Genomic DNA, 20,460 nt, shown 5'->3' with positions numbered 1-20,460 from the left:
CGCCACTATGCGCCTGGTCATCATTGGAAACGGTATGGCGGCAACGCGGCTGATTGAGTCGTTGACCGACCGTGCGCCCGGGCGCTTCGTCATCACCGTCATCGGTGACGAGCAGGCACCGGCCTACAACCGCATACAGCTCTCCCCGGTACTAGGCGGCGAGAAACAGGCCGCCGCCACGCAGCTGCACGATGACGCCTGGTATCGTGCGCGCGGCGTCACGGTGCTCTGCGGCGAGCGGGTGCTGGCGGTGGAGGGCGCGGCGCGGATGTTGCGCACCGATAAACGTCTGATGGGGTGGGATGAGCTGGTGTTCGCCACCGGATCCCAGCCCTTTGCGCCGCCGATCCCCGGAGTGGGCCTGCCGCACGTCTTTACCTTCCGCACCCTCGATGACGTCAATGCCATTCTGGCGACCCCCGGCCCGGCGGTAGTGCTGGGGGGCGGGGTGCTCGGCGTGGAAGCCGCTGCGGCGTTACGGTTGAGAGGTGACAATGTCACTTTAGTGCATCGTGGCCCCTGGCTGATGGAGCAGCAGCTGGATCGGCAGGCCGGTCTGCTGCTGGAGCAGGCGCTGAGCGAGCGGGGCATCGGCTGCGAGCTGAACGGCGGCCTGACGGCGATTGCTGCCGACAGCGTCACCCTCAGCAGCGGACGCACTCTGGCCGCCACGCGGGTGGTGCTGGCGACCGGCGTGACGCCCAACATCACCCTGGCGCAGGCAGGCGGCGTGCCGTGCGGGCGCGGCATTCTGGTGGATGACCAGATGCGCACCGCCCTGGATGGCATCAGCGCCATCGGCGAGTGCTGCGAAATTGACGGCCAGACCTGGGGGCTGGTGGCCCCGTGCCTGGCCCAGGCGGAGATCCTCGCCGCCCGTCTGGCCGGGGAAAACGTCACCCCCTTTACCCCGATGCAAAACGGCATGCGCCTGAAGGTGACCGGCGTTGAGCTGTTCAGCGTCGGGGAGGTGACCGCGCAACAACATGATGCGGTGTGGACCAGCTGGGATCCGCTGACCCGCCACTACCGCCGCTTACTGGTTCGCAACGGCACGCTGGCAGGCGTGCTGCTGATGGGGGAGTGTCGCAGCGCGGCCACCCTCACCGATTTACTGGCTACGTCAGAACCCGCCCAGGCGGACTGGCTGTTCGATCGATTCACTACGCAGCCGCAGGTTGCAGGACAAAACGCGATGACAAAACCTACTCTGATTGTGGTTGGGCACGGTATGGTCGGCCACCATTTTCTTGAAGACTGCGTGAACCGCGGTTTGCATCAGCAATACCAGATTGTGGTCTTCGGTGAAGAGCGCTATGCCGCCTATGACCGCGTCCATCTGTCGGAATACTTTGCCGGACGCAGCGCCGACTCGCTGTCGATGGTGGCCGGGGATTTCTTTGCCGATAACGGCATCGAGCTGCGCCTGTCCCAGCAGATTGTCGCCATCGATCGCGACGCCCGGGTGGTGCGCACCGCAGGTGGACATGAAACCCACTGGGATAAACTGGTGCTGGCGACCGGATCCTATCCGTTTGTACCCCCGGTACCGGGCCGCGACCTGCCGGGCTGCTTTGTCTACCGCACCCTTGACGATCTGGACCAGATTGCTGCCCATGCCAAAGGCTCCCGCACTGGGGTAGTGATTGGCGGCGGGCTGCTGGGGCTGGAGGCGGCCAACGCCCTGAAACAGCTCGGACTGGAGACCCACGTGGTGGAGTTCGCCCCGAACCTGATGGCGGTACAGCTGGATAACGACGGGGCCGCCATGCTGCGGCGCAAAATTGAAGCCCTTGGCGTGGGGGTGCATACCAGCAAAGCCACCACCGAAATTGCCGATACCGACGCGGGCAAGGTGCTGCGCTTCGCCGACGGCAGCGAGCTGGCCACCGACATGGTGGTCTTCTCTGCCGGGATCCGCCCGCAGGATGCGCTGGCCCGGGACTGCGGTCTGGTGCTGGGGGAGCGCGGCGGGATCAATATCGACAACCAGTGCCGCACCTCTGACGAGGACATCTTTGCCATTGGAGAGTGCGCACTCTGGGAGGGGAAAATCTATGGCCTGGTGGCCCCGGGCTATCAGATGGCGCGGGTAGCCAGCGCCGCGCTGGCCGGGGAGGCGAACGCCTTCACCGGGGCGGATATGAGCACCAAACTCAAGCTGCTGGGGGTGGACGTGGCCTCGTTTGGCGATGCCCACGCCCGCACGCCGGGGGCGCAGAGCTACCAGTGGACCCACGGCCCGCAGCAGATCTACAAGAAGATCGTGGTCAGCGCCGACAACAAAACCCTGCTCGGCGGGGTGCTGGTGGGGGATGCCAGCGAATACGCCACCCTGGTGCAGATGATGCTCAACGACATCCGCCTGCCGAAGGATCCCGAGACCCTGATCCTGCCCGCGGTGGCGGGCAGCGCCCCGAAAGCGCTGGGCGTGGCGGCCCTGCCGGAGAGCGCGCAGATCTGCTCCTGTCACAACGTCAGCAAGGGCGATATCTGCCAGGCGGTGAGCAACGGTGCTACCGACATCGGGGCGGTAAAACAGTGCACCAAAGCGGCCACCGGCTGCGGGGGGTGCAGCGCGCTGGTGAAACAGGTGATGGAGTTCCAGCTGGCGGCCCAGGGCGTGGAGGTGAAAAAGGATATCTGCGAGCACTTCGCGTACTCGCGCCAGGAGATCTACCACCTGGTACGCGTCAACCGCATCCACACTTTTGACCAGCTCATCAGCCGCTACGGCCAGGGCCACGGGTGCGAGATCTGTAAGCCGCTGGTGGGCTCGGTGCTGGCCTCCTGCTGGAACGAATACCTGCTGAAACCGGCCCATCTGCCGCTGCAGGACACCAACGACCGCTACTTCGCCAACATCCAGAAAGACGGCACTTACTCGATTGTGCCGAGGATGGCCGCCGGGGAGGTGACCGCCGACGGGCTGATTGCCATCGGCCAGATCGCCAAACGCTACCAGTTGTACAGCAAAATCACCGGCGGACAGCGCATCGACCTGTTTGGCGCCCGGCTGGAGCAGCTCCCGGAGATCTGGCAGCAGCTGATCGACGCCGGGTTTGAAACCGGCCACGCCTACGGCAAATCCCTTCGCACCGTGAAATCCTGCGTCGGCTCCACCTGGTGCCGCTACGGTGTGCAGGACTCCACCGGCCTGGCGGTGACGCTGGAGAACCGCTACAAGGGGCTGCGCGCCCCGCACAAAATCAAGATGGCCGTCTCGGGTTGCACCCGCGAGTGCGCCGAAGCCCAGAGCAAGGACGTGGGGGTGATCGCCACCGACAAGGGCTGGAACCTCTATCTGTGCGGCAACGGTGGGATGAAGCCGCGCCACGCGGATCTGTTTGCCAGCGATCTCGATGACGCCACCCTCCTGCGCTACGTCGATCGCTTCCTGATGTTCTACATCCGCACCGCCGATCGCCTGCAGCGCACCAGCACCTGGCGGGATAACCTCGAGGGCGGGCTGGAGTACCTGCGGGAGGTGATCATCGATGACAGCCTCGGCATTGCCGACGAGCTGGAGCAGGAGATGCAGCGGGTGGTGGATACGTACCAGTGCGAATGGCAGACCACCCTGCAGGATCCGGGTCGGCTGGCGCAGTTCCGCACCCTCGATGCCGCGCCGGTGACATCAAAGCGCTGGCAGGCGGTCTGTACCCTGGAGGAGATCCCCGAGCAGGCCGGGATCGGTGCCCGTCTGGGTGAGCAGCCCATTGCCCTGTTCCGCTTCGGCAAGTCGGTCTACGCCCTGGAGGACAGGGAGCCGGGCGGCAGCGTCAGCGTGCTGTCGCGCGGTATTCTGGGCGATGCCGGGGGGGAGCCGGTGGTGATCTCCCCGCTGTTTAAGACGCGGATCCGCCTGCGCGACGGGCGGCAGGTCGACACCGGCGAAGTGGCGGTGCGCGCCTGGCCGGTGAAGGTTGACGGCAATCAGGTCATGGTAGGCAGCGAAGAGCTGGTGATGCGTGCGGAGGCCTCATGAGTGAAACCCAGACGACCTGTCCTTACTGCGGCGTGGGCTGCGGCGTAATCGCCCGCGTCGACAACGGCGAGGTGAGCGTGCGCGGCGACGACAGCCATCCGGCCAACTTTGGGCGGCTGTGCGTGAAAGGTTCGTCGCTCGGGGAGACCACCGGGTTAGCGGGACGACTCCTGCATCCGGAGGTGGACGATCGGCCGGTGAGCTGGGACCAGGCGCTGGAGACGGCGGGTAGCCGTCTCCAGGCGATCGTCGACACCTACGGGCCGCAGGCGGTGGCCTTTTATGCCTCCGGCCAGCTGCTGACCGAGGATTACTACGCCGCCAACAAGCTGATGAAAGGCTTTATCGGGGCGGCCAATATCGACACCAACTCCCGACTCTGCATGTCCTCGGCGGTGGTGGGTTACAAGCGCGCCTTCGGGGAGGACATTGTTCCGTGCAGCTACGAGGACGTTGAGCATACCGACCTGGTGGTGCTGGTGGGCTCCAACGCCGCCTGGACCCATCCGGTGCTCTATCAGCGCCTGGTGCAGGCGAAAATTGATAATCCGGCGCTGAAGGTGGTGGTGATCGACCCGCGACGCACCGCGACCTGCGACATTGCCGACCTGCATCTGGCCCTGACGCCGGGCAGCGATGCCGGGCTGTTTGTCGGCCTGCTGAACGCCATTGACCCTGCGCAGGCCAGCGACTGGCCGCCTGAACGCGTGGCGGCGTTTTGCGGCCTGCCGCCCGAGCATGTCGCCGCCTTTTACGCCTGGTTTATCGCCGCCCCGCGGGCGGTGACGCTCTACACCATGGGGATCAACCAGTCCACCAGCGGCAGCGACAAGTGCAATGCCATTATCAATGTCCACCTGGCGAGCGGCAAAATAGGCCGCAAGGGCTGCGGGCCGTTTTCGCTGACCGGTCAGCCCAATGCGATGGGCGGGCGCGAGGTCGGCGGGCTGGCGAATCAGCTCGCGGCGCATATGAACTTCACGCCGGACGATCTCAGCCGGGTGGCGCGCTTCTGGGGGACGGAGCGGCTGGCCCAGACGCCTGGGCTGATGGCGGTAGAGCTGTTCGACGCCATTGCCCGCGGCGAGGTGAAGGCGGTGTGGATCATGGGCACCAACCCGGCGGTGTCGCTCCCGGACAGCCATGCGGTCTGTCAGGCGCTGGCGGCCTGCCCGCTGGTGATGATCTCGGAAGTGATACGCGACACCGATACCAGCCGCTTCGCCCACATTCGCTTTCCGGCGCTCGGCTGGGGAGAGAAAGAGGGGACGGTGACTAACTCCGAACGCCGTATCTCGCGCCAGCGCGCTTTTCTGCCCGCGCCCGGCGAGGCGAAACCGGACTGGTGGATCATCGCCCGACTCGCTGAAAAGCTGGGCTACGGCGCGGCCTTTGCCTGGGATCATCCCCACGCCATCTTTACCGAACATGCCGCGCTGACCGCCTTTGAGAACCAGGGCGAGCGGCAGCTGAACCTCGCGGCGCTGGCGCAGCTCACCCGCGCGCAGTGGGATCAACTGACCCCCTGGCAGTGGCCGATTAACCGGGAGGCGTTAACCCACGCCCGGCGGGTGCCGGTCACCCCACAGCCGCACGCCGCCGCGCCGAATCTGCTCTATCCCTTGCTGCTCAACAGCGGTCGACTCCGCGACCAGTGGCATACCATGACCCGCACTGGCTATGTCCCGCGCCTGATGCAGCACCGGGATGAGCCGACGGTGGATATTTCCCCCCAGGATGCCGCCCGGCTGGGAGTTCAGGACGGACAGCTGACGCGCATCAGCGCCCCGCGCGGGCTGATGGTGGCCCGGGCGCGGATCGGTGACGGGCAGCGCGCCGGGGAGCTGTTCGTCCCGATGCACTGGAACAGCTGTTTTTCGCGCCAGGGCAAGGTCAATGCGCTGGTGGAGGGGCGCTGCGATCCCCATTCCGGTCAGCCCGAAAGCAAGCAAACCGCGGTGCGGCTGATGCCGTGGCAGCCCGCCTGGCAGGGGGAGCTTTACAGCCGGGAGGAACTGGCGCTGCCAGTGCATGTCCACTGGTGGCGCAAGGCGACGGCCGGGGTGACGCGGCTGACCCTGGCGGGGGACAAACCGCTGCTGGAATGGCTGATGCATTACTGCACCGGGCAGGGCTGGCAGCTGCAAATCGCGCAAATCGGCGATCGCCGCAGCGTGCTGGCCTGGCATGACGGGACACTGATGCTGGGATTCTGGCAAGGCACCGGGTTGCCGGCGCTGGCGCACAGCTTTATCGAAGAGGCGTTTCGCATCGCGCCCGTACAGCTGGCCGAACGTCACGCTCTGCTGAACGGGCAGCATCCCGGCGAGCGCGTTGATCCCGGGCGCATTATCTGCAGCTGTTTCAGCATCGGTGAAAACGCGATCCGCGAGGCGATTGCGCAAGGATGCGACTCCGCGGCGGCGCTGGGGGCAAAACTGCGCTGCGGCACCAACTGCGGCTCCTGCGTGCCGGAGCTGAAAGCGATGCTTTCCGTGCGGGTGTAAAAGCCTGATGGCGCTAACGCTTATCAGGCCTACGGGTCCTGTGCGGGTGTAAATGCCTGATGGCGCTAACGCTTATCAGGCCTACGGGTCCTGTGCGGGTGTAAACGCCTGATGGCGCTAACGCTTATCAGGCCTACGGGTCCTGTGCGGGTGTAAACGCCTGATGGCGCTAACGCTTATCAGGCCTACGGGTCCTGTGCGGGTGTAAATGCCTGATGGCGCTAACGCTTATCAGGCCTACGTCCCGTAGGCCGGGTAAGCGCAGCGCCACCCGGCAAGCAGGCCCCACAGGTCGGTAAACGTCAGCGCCACCCGGCAATCAGGCTTCAGGATATTCCTGAAATTTCCCTTAGGGCTGAAATTTTTCCTCAATCACGCTAAGGTGTTAACTCTGTTTTCCATCAACACAGGCGCCCTTTCACGACGGTGATGGTTGTTTCTCCCCGCATTCGTTGGCTGTTTTTCCTCCTCTGTTCTGCCGGAGCCGTTCAGGCTGCTCCGAATTCCTTTCTCCAGCAGGCGCAAAATCCCTTTGATAATAACGGCGACAGCCTGCCGGATTTAGGCATGGCGACCCCGACGGGCGAGGGTGAAAAGCATCTGGCGGAGATGGCGAAAGCCTTCGGTGAGGCCAGTATGACCGACAACGGCCTGACCACCGAGGAGCAGGCCCGGCAGTTCGCCCTTGGCCAGGTGCGGGACGCGGTCAGCCAGGAGGTCAATCAGCATATCGAATCGTGGCTCTCCCCCTGGGGAAACGCCAGCGTCGATCTGCTGGTTAACGACGAGGGGCGCTTCACCGGCAGCAAGGGCAGCTGGTTTATCCCCTGGCAGGATAACAATCACTACCTGACCTGGAGCCAGCTTGGGCTCACCCAGCAGGAAGACGGCCTGGTCAGCAACGCGGGGATCGGCCAGCGCTGGGTGGCGGGCAAATGGCTGCTGGGTTACAACACTTTTTACGACAATCTGCTGGATGAGAACCTGCAGCGTGCCGGTCTTGGCGCTGAAGCCTGGGGCGAATACCTGCGCCTGTCGGCCAACTACTATCAGCCCTTTGCCAGCTGGCGTGACAGCTCGGCGGTGGAGGAGCAGCGCATGGCCCGCGGCTACGACGTCACCGCCAAAGCCTGGCTGCCGTTTTATCATCACCTCAATACCAGCGTCAGTTTTGAACAATACTATGGCGACAACGTCGATCTGTTTCACACCGGTACCGGCTATCGCAACCCGCTGGCGGTTAATCTGGGGCTCGATTACACCCCGGTGCCGCTGGTGACCTTCTCCGCCGCCCACAAGCAGGGGGAGAGCGGGGTGAGCCAGAATAACCTCGGCCTGAAGCTCAACTATCGCTTCGGGGTGCCGCTGAAAAAACAGCTCTCCGCCAGCGAAGTGATGGACAGCCGCTCCCTGCGGGGCAGTCGTTACGATCCGCCGGAACGCGAGAGCCTGCCGGTGCTGGAGTTCCGCCAGCGGAAAACGCTGTCGGTATGGCTGGCGACGCCGCCGTGGGATCTCAAGCCGGGTGAAACGGTGGTGCTGAAGCTGGATATTCGCAGCCGTCACGGGGTGCGGACGCTGCACTGGCAGGGGGATACCCAGGCGCTGAGCCTAACCTCACCGGCGCAGGCCAGTGATAGCGACGGGTGGAGTATTATTCTGCCGGCGTGGGATAACCGCGAGGGGGCGAGCAACCGCTGGAAACTGTCGGTGGTGGTGGAAGATAAAGCCGGGCAGCGTGTCTCTTCCAATGAGATCACGCTGGCACTGACGCAGCCGCTCCTGGCCCTGCCAGAAGAGGATCCGCGCTGGGCGCTGCTGCCGGACGAGTAAACTCAGAAAATGCGTTCCTGATGTACCCACACCGCGGCTTCCACCCGTGATTTCAGCTTCATCTTCTTCAGCATATGTTTCACGTGCACTTTGACCGTGCTTTCGGTGATATCGAGACGGCGGGCGATCATCTTGTTCGGCAGACCCTGGGCAATCAGCTTGAGGATATCGCGCTCACGCGGGGTCAGCTGGCTGACGTCGCGGTCGGAGGTGGCGCGGTTGGCGCGCAGGCTGGCCGCCAGCACCGGGGTCAGGGCTTCGCTCAGCACCATGTCACCGGCCGCCGCCTGCTGCAGGGATTTCAGCAACTCTTCCGGCTCCATGTCTTTTAACAGGTAGCCATCGGCGCCGCGTTTCAGGGCGGTGACCACGTCCTCTTCATGATTGGAGACGCTGAACACCACCACCCGCCCGGAAAGCGATTTTTCGCGCAGCCTGTCCAGGGTTTCGAGGCCGTTCATGCCGGGCATATTGAGGTCGAGCAGGATCAAATCAGGATCGAGAGCCTCGGCCAGTTCAATGCCCTGTTCCCCGTTGCTGGCCTCGCCCACGACGGTGATATCCGACGCCATGCTGATAAGTTGTTTTACGCCGGTGCGCAGCATCGGATGGTCGTCGATCAACAGGATTGTTGCCGGCTCCTGATTAGACATGGTGTTCTCCTTGGGCAGTGAAAAGAGGCTTTTCGGGAATAAAGGTGACGATAACGTCCGTTCCGCCAGATTCACCTGGGCGAACCTGACAATCTCCACGCAGACTTTGTGCGCGGTCGCGCATAATAATCAGACCGTAGTGGTTACTTCTTTCGGCGTTTGCCGGTATGCCGCAGCCGTTGTCGCGCACCACCAGTTTGACCTGATTATCGTGTTGGCTCACGGTGAGTGAGACCGCCGTCGCTCCGGAATGCTTCAGCGCGTTGCTCAACGCTTCGCGGGCGATCTGCAGCAGATGGATGGCCTGGTGCGAGGGCACAAACCGCGGCGGCAGCTGGTAGTCCAGCGACACGGTAAAGCCGAGTCGGGCGCTGAACTCCTGGCAACTGGCCTCCAGCGCAGGCCGCAATCCGGGCTCCGTCAGCTGCAGGCGGAAGGTGGTCAGCAGTTCACGCAGCTGCACCCAGGAGGTGTTCAGCTCGTTGCGGATCTGGCTTAACAGCTGTTTGCTGCTCTCCGGCAGGTCGGTATCCTGCATCTGCAGGCAGCTGACCTGCATCTTCATGCAGGAGAGCGACTGGGCGATGGAGTCGTGCAGCTCCCGGGCAATGGTGGCGCGCTCTTCCATCACAATCAGCTGCTGCTGTTTTTCCTGATGGCGATCGAGCGCCAGGGTGGCGGTCAGCTGCTCCACAAGGGTGTCGACCAGCTGCTGCTGATCGTGGCTCAGATGGCGTCCGGCGGGCAGGGTCGCCAGTAAAATGCCGTACTGCGTCAGGTTATCCGCCAGCCGCCACTTCAGGGTCGTGCCGCTGGTGGTCAACGGCGGCAGGCCGCGCGGACAGAGATGGCAGCCGATTTCATCGCAGCTCATATCTGACTGACAGGTAAATTCCTGATGATTCTCTTCATCTTCCAGGTCATACACCCGCAGCTCGATATCGTGCAGCAGGGTCAGATTCTGCAACCCGTTGAGCACCGGCGAGAGCCGCTCGCACATCGGCACCTGCGAGTGTAGACGGCGGTTAGCCTGCCAGAGGAAGGAGAGGATCTCGTTTTTCTGCTCCAGCCCGGCGGTTTTTTCCCGCACCCGCTGTTCCAGCACCGCGTAGCTTTCAGCCAGCTCGCCGGACATAGTGTTCAGCGCTTCGCCGAGCATGGCCATTTCGTTGCGCCCGTTGATGTGCGCGCGCTGGGTAAAATCGCGCTGGGTGACGGCGCGGGCCACCGCCAGCAGTTGCCGCCAGGGATGCAGCAGCCTGGCGCGTAGCCAGAGAATGGTGAATATCAGCAGCAGCGCCATAAATAGCACCATCAGCCGCTGCATCAGTACCACCCGCTCAATACGTTGTTCAGTGCTGCGGTCGAAGGCGGTGACCAGATTATCGAGGCGGCTGACAAAACCGGAGACATCACTGGCGACCGCGTCGGGGTTTTGTGCCTGACGGAGCCCCGGGGCCAGCTGATTTTGCCAGTAATCCTGCAGGGCTTTCAGCTGCGCCTGCTGGTTATCGCGCTGTGCCGCGCTTTGCAGTTCCGGGCTGAACGCCGTGGCGTTCATTTCATCGAGTAACGTCTGGTCTTTGGCTTCCAGCGGGATCGCCGCCAGCAGGCGGTAGCTCTGCATGCGCAGTGAACCGGCCTTGTTAATGGCGTGCGCGCTGCCCTGTACGCCCTGAACCAGCCAGCCGGAAATTGCCATTCCCGTCACCCCGATTGCGGTAGACAGCATGACAATAAGTACCAGTTGATTAACCAGCGTCAGCGGTGAAAAACAGCGTTTAAACATAGGGCAGTCTGGCTCCTGACAATGCCTGGACTCGGCAAGGGCTCTATTCTCAGGCATACCCTGGAGTATACCCATACCTAAAAAGGATTACCTACTAATTGCCATTTGTCGGACGAATGGGAGGAGGGGGTAAGCCGGGAGTAGCAGCACCGTGAAAAACCACACCTTTTTTAGCGGAATGCGCTACTCACGAGGGAGTAGCACGACTTTTCTTCGCGGAATTTGCCCACCTTCTCCTTGATTTATATCAACTTACCGCCAGCTTAAAACCCTGATCTTTGTAGCATCTTTTAAGAATCAGAGGTGTCTATGAGTCACTCAACTACCCCCGAAAGGGATTCTGGCCCGGTTATTACGGAGTGGCGTCCGGAAGATCCGGCGTTCTGGCAACAGCGCGGCCAACGTATAGCCAGTCGTAATCTTTGGATTTCCGTTCCCTGCCTGCTGCTGGCGTTTTGCGTCTGGATGTTGTTCAGCGCCGTCGCGGTTAACCTGCCAAAAGTGGGCTTCAAATTTACCACCGACCAGCTGTTTATGTTAACGGCGCTGCCGGCACTCTCCGGTGCGCTGCTGCGTGTGCCTTATGCCTTTATGGTGCCGCTGTTCGGCGGTCGCCGCTGGACCGCGTTCAGTACCGGGATCATGATTATTCCGTGTGTGTGGCTGGGCTTTGCGGTACAGGATACCTCTACTCCGTTTAGCGTCTTTGTGATTATCTCCCTGCTGTGCGGTTTTGCCGGGGCTAACTTTGCCTCCAGCATGGCCAACATCAGCTTTTTCTTCCCGAAACAGAAGCAGGGCGGGGCGCTGGGGATCAACGGCGGTCTGGGCAACATGGGCGTCAGCGTGATGCAGCTGATTGCGCCGCTGGCGATCTCGGTCTCTGTCTTTGCGGCCTTTGGCGGTGCGGGCGTTGAGCAGGCCGATGGCTCTTACCTGTTCCTGCAGAATGCCGCGTGGATCTGGGTGCCGTTCCTGGTGGTCTTAACCCTGGCCGCATGGTTCGGCATGAACGATCTGGCGGCGTCGAAAGCCTCCCTCAGCGAACAGCTGCCGGTGCTGAAGCGTGCCCATTTGTGGATCATGGCGCTGCTCTATCTGGCGACCTTCGGCTCCTTTATCGGCTTCTCCGCCGGGTTTGCGATGCTGTCAAAAACCCAGTTCCCGGACGTGCAGATCCTGCACTACGCCTTCTTCGGTCCGTTCATTGGCGCACTGGCGCGCTCCACCGGGGGGATGATCTCCGACCGTCTGGGTGGTACCCGCGTCACCCTGGTGAACTTTGTGGTGATGGCGATCTTCTGCGCCCTGCTGTTCATGACCCTGCCGGTAAACGGCGTGGGCGGTAATTTTGGCGCCTTCTTCGCGGTGTTTATGGTGCTGTTCCTGACGGCCGGGCTGGGCAGTGCTTCCACCTTCCAGATGATTTCGGTGATCTTCCGTAAGCTGACGATGGATCGCGTAAAAGCGCAGGGCGGCAACGAACAGCAGGCGATGCGTGAAGCGGCCACCGACACCGCAGCCGCGCTGGGCTTCATCTCTGCGATTGGCGCGATTGGCGGGTTCTTTATCCCTAAAGCGTTCGGCATTTCGCTGGATCTGACCGGCTCTCCGGCGGGTGCCATGAAAGTGTTCCTCGTTTTCTATATCGTCTGCGTGTTTGTCACCTGGCTGGTATATGGACGCAATTCTAATAAAAAGTAAGTAAGTGATTATCCGTTTGCGCGGCCTGGTGCCGCGCTTTTTTTATCCTGCATTTAGTTACAACATACTAAAGGCGGTACCCCCTGCCGTCGGGCAGCCACTGTGATCGCCATCGCTAATCAGGACGCTCTACCCCTTAATACCACTCTGTAAAACTTCCAGGCATACTTTTGTACGATAAATCACAAATAGACATATAAAACAGCAACTTGATGTGTTTCCTTCTGTACCGCTTTAGGGGTAGGAGAGAATTAGCCCCTCTAAACATCCCCCGTTCCTCTTGATCGTTATCAATTCCCGCCATCTTTCATAGCGTTACCTTCGCTGCAAATCAGCAATGTCGATTTAGAGAGCCACAGGCTCCACACAGGAGATACCCGATGAGCAAATTTTTGGACCGGTTTCGCTACTTCAAACAGAAGGGTGAAACTTTTGCCGATGGGCACGGCCAGGTTCTGGAGACCAACCGGGACTGGGAAGACGGTTACCGTCAGCGCTGGCAGCATGACAAAGTTGTCCGTTCCACCCACGGCGTAAACTGCACCGGCTCATGCAGCTGGAAGATTTTCGTGAAAAACGGTCTGGTGACCTGGGAAATGCAGCAGACCGACTACCCGCGCACCCGCCCGGATATGCCAAACCACGAACCGCGTGGCTGCCCGCGTGGCGCCAGCTACTCCTGGTATCTCTACAGCGCTAACCGCCTGAAATATCCGCTGATGCGTAAACGCCTGATGAAAATGTGGCGTGAAGCGAAAGTGCAGCACAGCGATCCGGTTGAGGCCTGGGCTTCTATTATCGAAGACGCCGACAAAGCGAAAAGCTTCAAGCAGGCGCGCGGTCGCGGCGGTTTTGTCCGCTCCTCCTGGCAGGAAGTGAATGAGCTGATTGCCGCCTCTAACGTTTATACCGTTAAAACCTACGGCCCGGACCGTGTCGCGGGCTTCTCGCCGATCCCGGCGATGTCGATGGTCTCCTATGCGTCCGGCGCGCGTTATCTCTCCCTGATTGGCGGTACCTGCCTGAGCTTCTACGACTGGTACTGCGACCTGCCGCCTGCGTCTCCACAGACCTGGGGCGAGCAGACCGATGTGCCAGAATCCGCCGACTGGTACAACTCCAGCTACATCATCGCCTGGGGCTCTAACGTTCCGCAGACCCGTACCCCGGACGCCCACTTCTTTACCGAAGTGCGTTACAAAGGCACCAAAACCGTTGCCGTGACCCCGGACTACGCCGAAATCGCCAAGCTGTGCGACCTGTGGCTGGCACCGAAGCAGGGTACCGATGCCGCGATGGCGCTGGCGATGGGCCACGTCATGCTGCGTGAGTTCCACCTCGACAAGCCAAGCCAGTACTTCACCGACTACGTGCGCAAATATACCGACATGCCGATGCTGGTGATGCTGGAAGAGCGTGACGGTTATTATGCCGCGGGTCGTATGCTGCGTGCCGCCGACCTGGTGGAAGCGCTGGGCCAGGAAAATAATCCGGAGTGGAAAACCGTTGCCTACAACAGCAATGGCGACATGATTGCGCCGAACGGCTCTATCGGTTTCCGCTGGGGCGAGAAGGGCAAATGGAACCTTGAGCAGCGCGATGGCACGTCCGGCGAAGAGACCGAACTGCGCCTGAGCATGCTGGGCAGCCAGGACGAGATCGCCGATGTCGGCTTCCCGTACTTTGGCGGCGAAGGTTCAGAGCACTTCAACAAGGTTGAGCTGCAGAACATCCTGATGCACAAACTGCCGGTGAAACGCCTGCAGCTGGCCGATGGTACTACCGCGCTGGTGACCACCGTTTACGACCTGACCCTGGCCAACTACGGCCTGGAGCGCGGTCTGAATGATGAAAACTGCGCCACTCACTATGACGACGTAAAAGCCTATACCCCGGCATGGGCGGAGCAGATCACCGGCGTACCGCGGGCACACATCATCCGTACCGCACGTGAATTTGCCGATAACGCCGATAAGACTCACGGCCGTTCAATGATCATCGTCGGTGCCGGTCTGAACCACTGGTATCACCTCGATATGAACTATCGCGGCCTGATCAACATGCTGATCTTCTGCGGCTGCGTCGGTCAGAGCGGCGGCGGCTGGGCACACTATGTCGGCCAGGAAAAACTGCGTCCGCAGACCGGCTGGCAGCCGCTGGCGTTTGCCCTCGACTGGCAGCGTCCGGCACGCCACATGAACAGCACCTCCTACTTCTATAACCACTCCAGCCAGTGGCGCTACGAGACGGTGACTGCCCAGGAGCTGCTGTCGCCGATGGCGGATAAATCCCGCTACAGCGGCCACCTGATCGACTTCAACGTGCGCGCAGAGCGTATGGGCTGGCTACCGTCTGCACCTCAGCTGGGAACCAACCCGCTGCGTATCGCGGAAGAGGCGAAGAAGGCGGGCATGACGCCGGTGGACTACACCGTCAAATCCCTGAAAGAGGGCTCCATTCGCTTTGCGGCGGAACAGCCTGAGAACGGTAAAAACCACCCGCGTAACCTGTTCATCTGGCGCTCCAACCTGCTGGGCTCGTCCGGTAAAGGCCACGAGTACATGCTGAAATACCTGCTCGGGACCGAAAACGGTATCCAGGGTAAAGATCTCGGCAAGCAGGGCGGCGTGAAGCCGGAAGAGGTGGAGTGGAAAGATAACGGTCTGGACGGCAAGCTGGATCTGGTGGTGACCCTGGACTTCCGTCTCTCCAGCACCTGCCTGTATTCCGACATCGTGCTGCCAACCGCCACCTGGTATGAAAAAGACGACATGAATACCTCGGATATGCATCCGTTTATTCATCCGCTGTCTGCCGCCGTTGACCCGGCCTGGGAATCGAAAAGCGACTGGGATATCTACAAAGATATCGCGAAGAAATTCTCCGAAGTCTGCGTGGGGCACCTCGGCAAAGAGACTGACGTAGTGACGCTGCCCATCCAGCACGACTCCGCTGCCGAACTGGCGCAGCCGCTGGACGTGAAGGACTGGAAAAAAGGCGAATGTGACCTGATCCCGGGTGTAACGGCGCCGCACATCATTCCGGTTGAACGTGACTATCCGGCAACCTACGAGCGCTTTACCTCTATCGGCCCGCTGATGGAAAAAATCGGTAACGGCGGGAAAGGGATTGGCTGGAACACCCAGACCGAAATGGACCTGCTGCGTAAGCTCAACTACACCAAAGCGGACGGCCCGGCCAAAGGTCAGCCAATGCTGAACACCGCGATTGATGCGGCAGAGATGATCCTGACCCTGGCCCCGGAAACCAACGGCCATGTGGCCGTGAAAGCCTGGGCAGCGCTGAGTGAATTTACCGGCCGTGACCACACGCATCTGGCGACGAATAAAGAGGAAGAGAAAATCCGCTTCCGCGATATTCAGGCCCAGCCGCGCAAAATCATCTCCAGCCCGACCTGGTCTGGTCTGGAAGATGAGCACGTCTCCTATAACGCCGGCTACACCAACGTTCACGAGCTGATCCCATGGCGTACCCTGACCGGTCGTCAGTCTCTGTATCAGGATCACCAGTGGATGCGCGACTTCGGTGAAAGCCTGCTGGTTTACCGTCCGCCAATCGACACCCGTTCGGTAAAAGCCGTAATGGGCGCGAAATCCAACGGAAACCCTGAGAAGGCGCTGAACTTCCTGACGCCGCACCAGAAGTGGGGTATCCACTCCACCTACAGCGACAACCTGCTGATGCTGACCCTGTCGCGCGGTGGTCCGATTGTCTGGATGAGCGAAGCGGACGCCAAAGATCTGGGTATTGAAGATAACGACTGGATCGAAGTGTTTAACAGCAACGGTGCCCTGACGGCGCGTGCGGTAGTGAGCCAGCGTGTCCCGGCCGGGATGACCATGATGTACCACGCCCAGGAACGTATCGTTAACCTGCCGGGTTCAGAGATCACCGAGCAGCGCGGCGGGATCCACAACTCCGTGACCCGTATTACGCCGAAACCGACCCACATGATCGGCGGCTATGCGCAGCTGGCCTACGGCTTTAACTACTACGGCACCGTAGGATCGAACCGCGATGAGTTCGTGGTGGTACGTAAGATGAAGAATATTAACTGGTTAGACGGCGAAGGTAATGACCAGGTACAGGAGAGCGTAAAATGAAAATTCGTTCACAAGTCGGCATGGTGCTGAATCTGGATAAATGCATCGGCTGTCATACCTGCTCAGTCACCTGTAAAAACGTCTGGACCAGCCGGGAAGGTATGGAGTACGCCTGGTTCAACAACGTCGAAAGCAAGCCGGGCACCGGCTTCCCGACCGACTGGGAAAACCAGGAGAAGTGGAAGGGCGGCTGGATCCGTAAAATCAACGGTAAGCTGCAGCCACGCATGGGTAACCGCGCGTTGCTGCTGGGTAAAATCTTCGCAAACCCGCATCTGCCGGGCATCGACGATTACTACGAGCCGTTTGATTTTGACTACCAGAACCTGCACAACGCGCCGGAGAGTAAACACCAGCCGATTGCCCGTCCACGCTCGCTGATCACCGGTCAGCGCATGGACAAGATCACCAGCGGGCCAAACTGGGAAGAGATTCTGGGCGGCGAGTTCGAAAAACGCGCCAAAGACCAGAACTTCGACAACATGCAGAAGGCGATGTACGGCCAGTTCGAAAACACCTTCATGATGTATTTGCCGCGCCTGTGCGAACACTGCCTTAACCCGGCGTGCGTGGCGACCTGCCCGAGCGGTGCCATTTACAAGCGTGAAGAAGACGGCATCGTGCTGATCGACCAGGACAAGTGCCGCGGCTGGCGTATGTGCATTACCGGCTGCCCGTACAAAAAGATCTACTTCAACTGGAAGAGCGGTAAGTCCGAGAAGTGCATCTTCTGCTACCCGCGTATCGAAGCCGGGATGCCGACCGTCTGTTCTGAAAGCTGCGTAGGCCGTATCCGCTACCTCGGCGTGCTGCTGTACGACGCGGATGCGATTGAGAACGCGGCGAGCACCGAGAACGAGAAAGATCTCTATCAGCGTCAGCTGGACGTGTTCCTCGATCCGAACGATCCGAAAGTGATCGCTCAGGCGCTGGCAGACGGCATTCCGCAGAGCGTGATCGACGCGGCGCAGCAGTCGCCGGTCTATAAAATGGCGATGGACTGGAAGCTGGCCCTGCCGCTGCACCCGGAATACCGCACATTGCCAATGGTCTGGTACGTGCCGCCGCTGTCTCCAATTCAGTCCGCAGCGGATGCGGGCGAGCTGGGCAGCAACGGTATCCTGCCGGATGTCGAAAGCCTGCGTATCCCGGTTCAGTATCTGGCGAACCTGCTGACCGCAGGTGACACCCAGCCGGTACTGCTGGCCCTGAAACGCATGCTGGCGATGCGCCACTTCAAACGCACCGAAACCGTTGACGGCGTGATTGATACCCGTGCGCTGGAAGAGGTGGGTCTGAGCGAAGCCCAGGCCCAGGAGATGTACCGTTATCTGGCAATTGCCAACTACGAAGATCGTTTCGTGGTGCCGAGTAGCCACCGTGAGCTGGCCCGTGAAGCTTTCCCGGAGAAAAGCGGGTGTGGCTTTACCTTCGGCGACGGTTGCCACGGTTCAGATAACAAATTCAACCTGTTCAACAGCCGTCGCATCGATGCGATGGATGTGACCAGCAAAACGGAGCCGCACCAATGATTGAACTCGTCATTGTTTCGCGTCTGCTCGAGTACCCGGATGCTGCCCTTGTGCAGCATCAACAGGAGCTCTTCGATGCACTCGCGTCATCGGAAAACCTGGATAAGGAGGATGCCCAGACGCTGGGCGTTTTCCTGCGCGACCTGTTAGCGCGCGATCTTCTGGATGCACAGTCTGACTACAGCCAGCTGTTCGATCGCGGCCGTGCCACCTCGCTGCTGCTGTTTGAACATGTACACGGCGAATCCCGCGATCGCGGTCAGGCGATGGTCGATCTGATGGCCCAGTACGAGCAGCACGGTTTGCATCTCGACAGCCGCGAGCTGCCGGATCACCTCCCGCTGTATCTGGAATATCTGGCGCATCTGCCAAAAGAGGAGGCGCTGGGCGGTTTGCAGGATATCGCGCCGATCCTGGCGTTACTGGGTGCGCGTCTTCAGCAGCGTGAAAGCCGCTATGCGGTGCTGTTCGATCTGCTGGTGAAGCTGGCCAACGCCTCGGTCGACAGTGAAAAAGTGGCGGAGAAAATCGCGGATGAAGCCCGGGATGACATCCCGCAGGCGCTGGATGCGGTCTGGGAAGAGGAGCAGGTGAAGTTCTTTGCTGACCAGAGCTGCGGCGAGTCGGAAATCTCTGCTCACCAGCGTCGTTTTGCCGGTGCCGTTGCCCCGCAATATTTGAATATCTCTAACGGAGGACAGCAATAATGCACTTCCTGAATATGTTCTTCTTCGATATCTATCCGTACATTGCGGGTTCGGTATTTCTGATTGGTAGCTGGCTGCGTTACGACTACGGCCAGTACACCTGGCGCGCCGCCTCAAGCCAGATGCTGGATCGCAAAGGGATGAACATGGCGTCGAACCTGTTCCACATCGGGATTCTGGGTATCTTTGCCGGCCACTTCCTGGGCATGCTGACCCCGCACTGGATGTATGAATCCTTCCTGCCGATGGACGTGAAGCAGAAGATGGCGATGATTGCCGGGGGGGCCTGCGGCGTGATGACCCTGGTGGGCGGCCTGATGCTGCTGAAGCGTCGTCTGTTCAGCCCGCGCGTGCGCGCCACCACTACCGGGGCGGATATTCTGATCCTCTCCCTGCTGATGGTGCAGTGTGCGCTGGGCCTGCTGACCATTCCGTTCTCCGCACAACACATGGACGGGAGTGAAATGCTGAAGCTGGTGGGTTGGGCGCAGTCGGTGGTGACCTTCCACGGCGGTGCGTCTGAGCATCTGGACGGCGTGGCCTTTGTCTTCCGCGTGCACCTGGTGCTGGGTATGACCCTGTTCCTGCTGTTCCCTTTCTCCCGTCTGGTGCATATCTGGAGCGCGCCGGTGGAGTACCTGACGCGCAGATATCAGATTGTGCGTGCCCGTCGCTAATCCGCTGTTTTAATCTGAACCCCGCTGTGGCGGGGTTTTTTTTCGCCCCAACCCAGGTTGTTGCCCGCTGCGGCCAGCAGAATCAAGGCCCCACCGGCCAGCTGAGTGAGGCTCAGCGAGTGGCCAAACACCAGATTATCGACAATCAGCGCAACCACCGGATAGATAAACGACAGCGAGCCGATAACAGGGGTAGGGAGCTTCTGAATGGCGCTGTAGAGCAGCTGATACATGATCCCGGTGTGGACAATGCCCAGCGTCAATAAAATCCCCCACGGGAAATCGGCGGAGAAGGTCGGCATATGCGCCAGCGGCAGAAGCATCACCACGCCGGTCAGGACCTGAATAAAGGCGATATGCTGCGGCGCGAGAGTCTTTAATTTCCGCGTGATGATGGCGGTGAGGGCATAGAAGAAAGCTGCGCCCAGCGCCAGGCCGATACCGGCCAGCCATCCCGCTTCATGCCCGCCGGTCAGTTCGCTGGAGAGCAGAATAACCACGCCGCCAAAGGCGAGGAATAACCAACCCCACTTCACCAGACTCACCCGTTCGCCCAGCAGCATGCCCATCAGCACCAGCATAAAGGGCTGGGTGTTATAAACCACCGTCGACAGGCCGATAGAGATCCGCTCAAAGGCGGCGAACAGCAGCAGCCAGTTCACCACCAGCGCGACGCCGCCAAGAATGGCGAGGCCCAGCGTGACTTTGGTTAACGGGCTGAAAGGCTGTTTACTGAGTCGAATAAAGAGAAACAGCGCAATGGCGCCAATCAGACAGCGCCAGAACACCACTTCCGTCACCGGTAAGCCCGAGAGTAAAACAAAAGCGCCAATAGAGCCGGATATCAGCATCGCCAGGCTCATTTGCCAGACGCCCTGTTGAATGTCACGCATCATACACCTCCTGATTAATGCCCTTATTGTTGAAAAAAAGTGTCCGGTTTTAC

The 20,460-nt window shown here is 60.7% G+C and carries 11 protein-coding genes; 8 read left to right on the top strand and 3 right to left on the bottom strand.

Annotated features, from left to right (window positions below; translation table 11 throughout):
• Positions 1–7 precede the first annotated feature (7 nt).
• The 3 genes from nirB to GNG27_RS13380 all read left to right on the top strand — a co-directional run bounded on the left by nirB (position 8) and on the right by GNG27_RS13380 (position 8,328).
• Entirely contained in the window at positions 8–3,988 is a 3,981-nt protein-coding gene (nirB, locus tag GNG27_RS13390) for a nitrite reductase large subunit NirB (RefSeq protein ID WP_156263979.1), read from the top strand.
• A complete protein-coding gene (locus GNG27_RS13385; RefSeq protein ID WP_156263978.1) occupies positions 3,985–6,495 on the top strand; it encodes a nitrate reductase in 2,511 nt (836 codons plus the stop codon). The genes nirB and GNG27_RS13385 overlap by 4 nt, the downstream gene beginning before the upstream one ends.
• Before the next feature lie 429 nt (positions 6,496–6,924).
• Positions 6,925–8,328, top strand: coding sequence for a YchO/YchP family invasin (locus tag GNG27_RS13380; protein ID WP_142489845.1), 1,404 nt, complete (start codon positions 6,925–6,927; stop codon positions 8,326–8,328).
• A 2-nt stretch (positions 8,329–8,330) separates the two neighbouring features.
• Here GNG27_RS13380 and narL read toward each other — a convergent pair whose 3' ends face one another.
• Both narL and narX read right to left on the bottom strand, forming a co-directional pair.
• Entirely contained in the window at positions 8,331–8,981 is a 651-nt protein-coding gene (gene narL / locus GNG27_RS13375; protein WP_142489844.1) for a two-component system response regulator NarL, read from the bottom strand.
• Positions 8,974–10,770, bottom strand: coding sequence for a nitrate/nitrite two-component system sensor histidine kinase NarX (narX, locus tag GNG27_RS13370; protein WP_142489843.1), 1,797 nt, complete (start codon positions 10,768–10,770; stop codon positions 8,974–8,976). The genes narL and narX overlap by 8 nt, the downstream gene beginning before the upstream one ends.
• Positions 10,771–11,079: 309 nt before the next feature.
• Here narX and GNG27_RS13365 point away from each other — a divergent pair, with 309 nt between their 5' ends.
• The 5 genes from GNG27_RS13365 (at position 11,080) to narI (ending at position 19,514) form a co-directional block, all read left to right on the top strand.
• A complete protein-coding gene (locus tag GNG27_RS13365; protein WP_156263977.1) occupies positions 11,080–12,474 on the top strand; it encodes a NarK family nitrate/nitrite MFS transporter in 1,395 nt (464 codons plus the stop codon).
• 380 nt (positions 12,475–12,854) lie between these two features.
• Positions 12,855–16,598, top strand: coding sequence for a nitrate reductase subunit alpha (locus tag GNG27_RS13360; protein WP_156263976.1), 3,744 nt, complete (start codon positions 12,855–12,857; stop codon positions 16,596–16,598).
• Positions 16,595–18,130, top strand: a complete 1,536-nt coding sequence (gene narH / locus GNG27_RS13355) for a nitrate reductase subunit beta (RefSeq protein WP_142489840.1) — start codon at positions 16,595–16,597, stop codon at positions 18,128–18,130. The genes GNG27_RS13360 and narH overlap by 4 nt, the downstream gene beginning before the upstream one ends.
• On the top strand, positions 18,127–18,837 hold the full coding sequence (narJ, locus tag GNG27_RS13350; RefSeq protein WP_156263975.1) for a nitrate reductase molybdenum cofactor assembly chaperone: 711 nt from the start codon (positions 18,127–18,129) through the stop codon (positions 18,835–18,837). The genes narH and narJ overlap by 4 nt, the downstream gene beginning before the upstream one ends.
• Positions 18,837–19,514: a respiratory nitrate reductase subunit gamma gene (gene narI / locus GNG27_RS13345; protein WP_106993195.1), complete on the top strand. Its 678-nt coding sequence runs from the start codon at positions 18,837–18,839 to the stop codon at positions 19,512–19,514. Before narJ ends, narI begins: the two co-directional genes overlap by 1 nt.
• Here the strand turns inward: narI and GNG27_RS13340 are convergent.
• Positions 19,511–20,407 (bottom strand): DMT family transporter, encoded by an 897-nt coding sequence (locus GNG27_RS13340; protein ID WP_142490112.1) that lies wholly within the window; start codon positions 20,405–20,407, stop codon positions 19,511–19,513. The two genes, narI and GNG27_RS13340, sit on opposite strands and share 4 nt — an antisense overlap.
• Between the last annotated feature and the right edge of the window lie 53 nt (positions 20,408–20,460).

Origin of the sequence: Leclercia sp. 119287, from assembly GCF_009734485.1 — a bacterium.
GTDB classification, from domain to species: domain Bacteria; phylum Pseudomonadota; class Gammaproteobacteria; order Enterobacterales; family Enterobacteriaceae; genus Enterobacter; species Enterobacter adecarboxylatus_C.
This window is presented reverse-complemented; position numbering and strand designations above follow the sequence as displayed.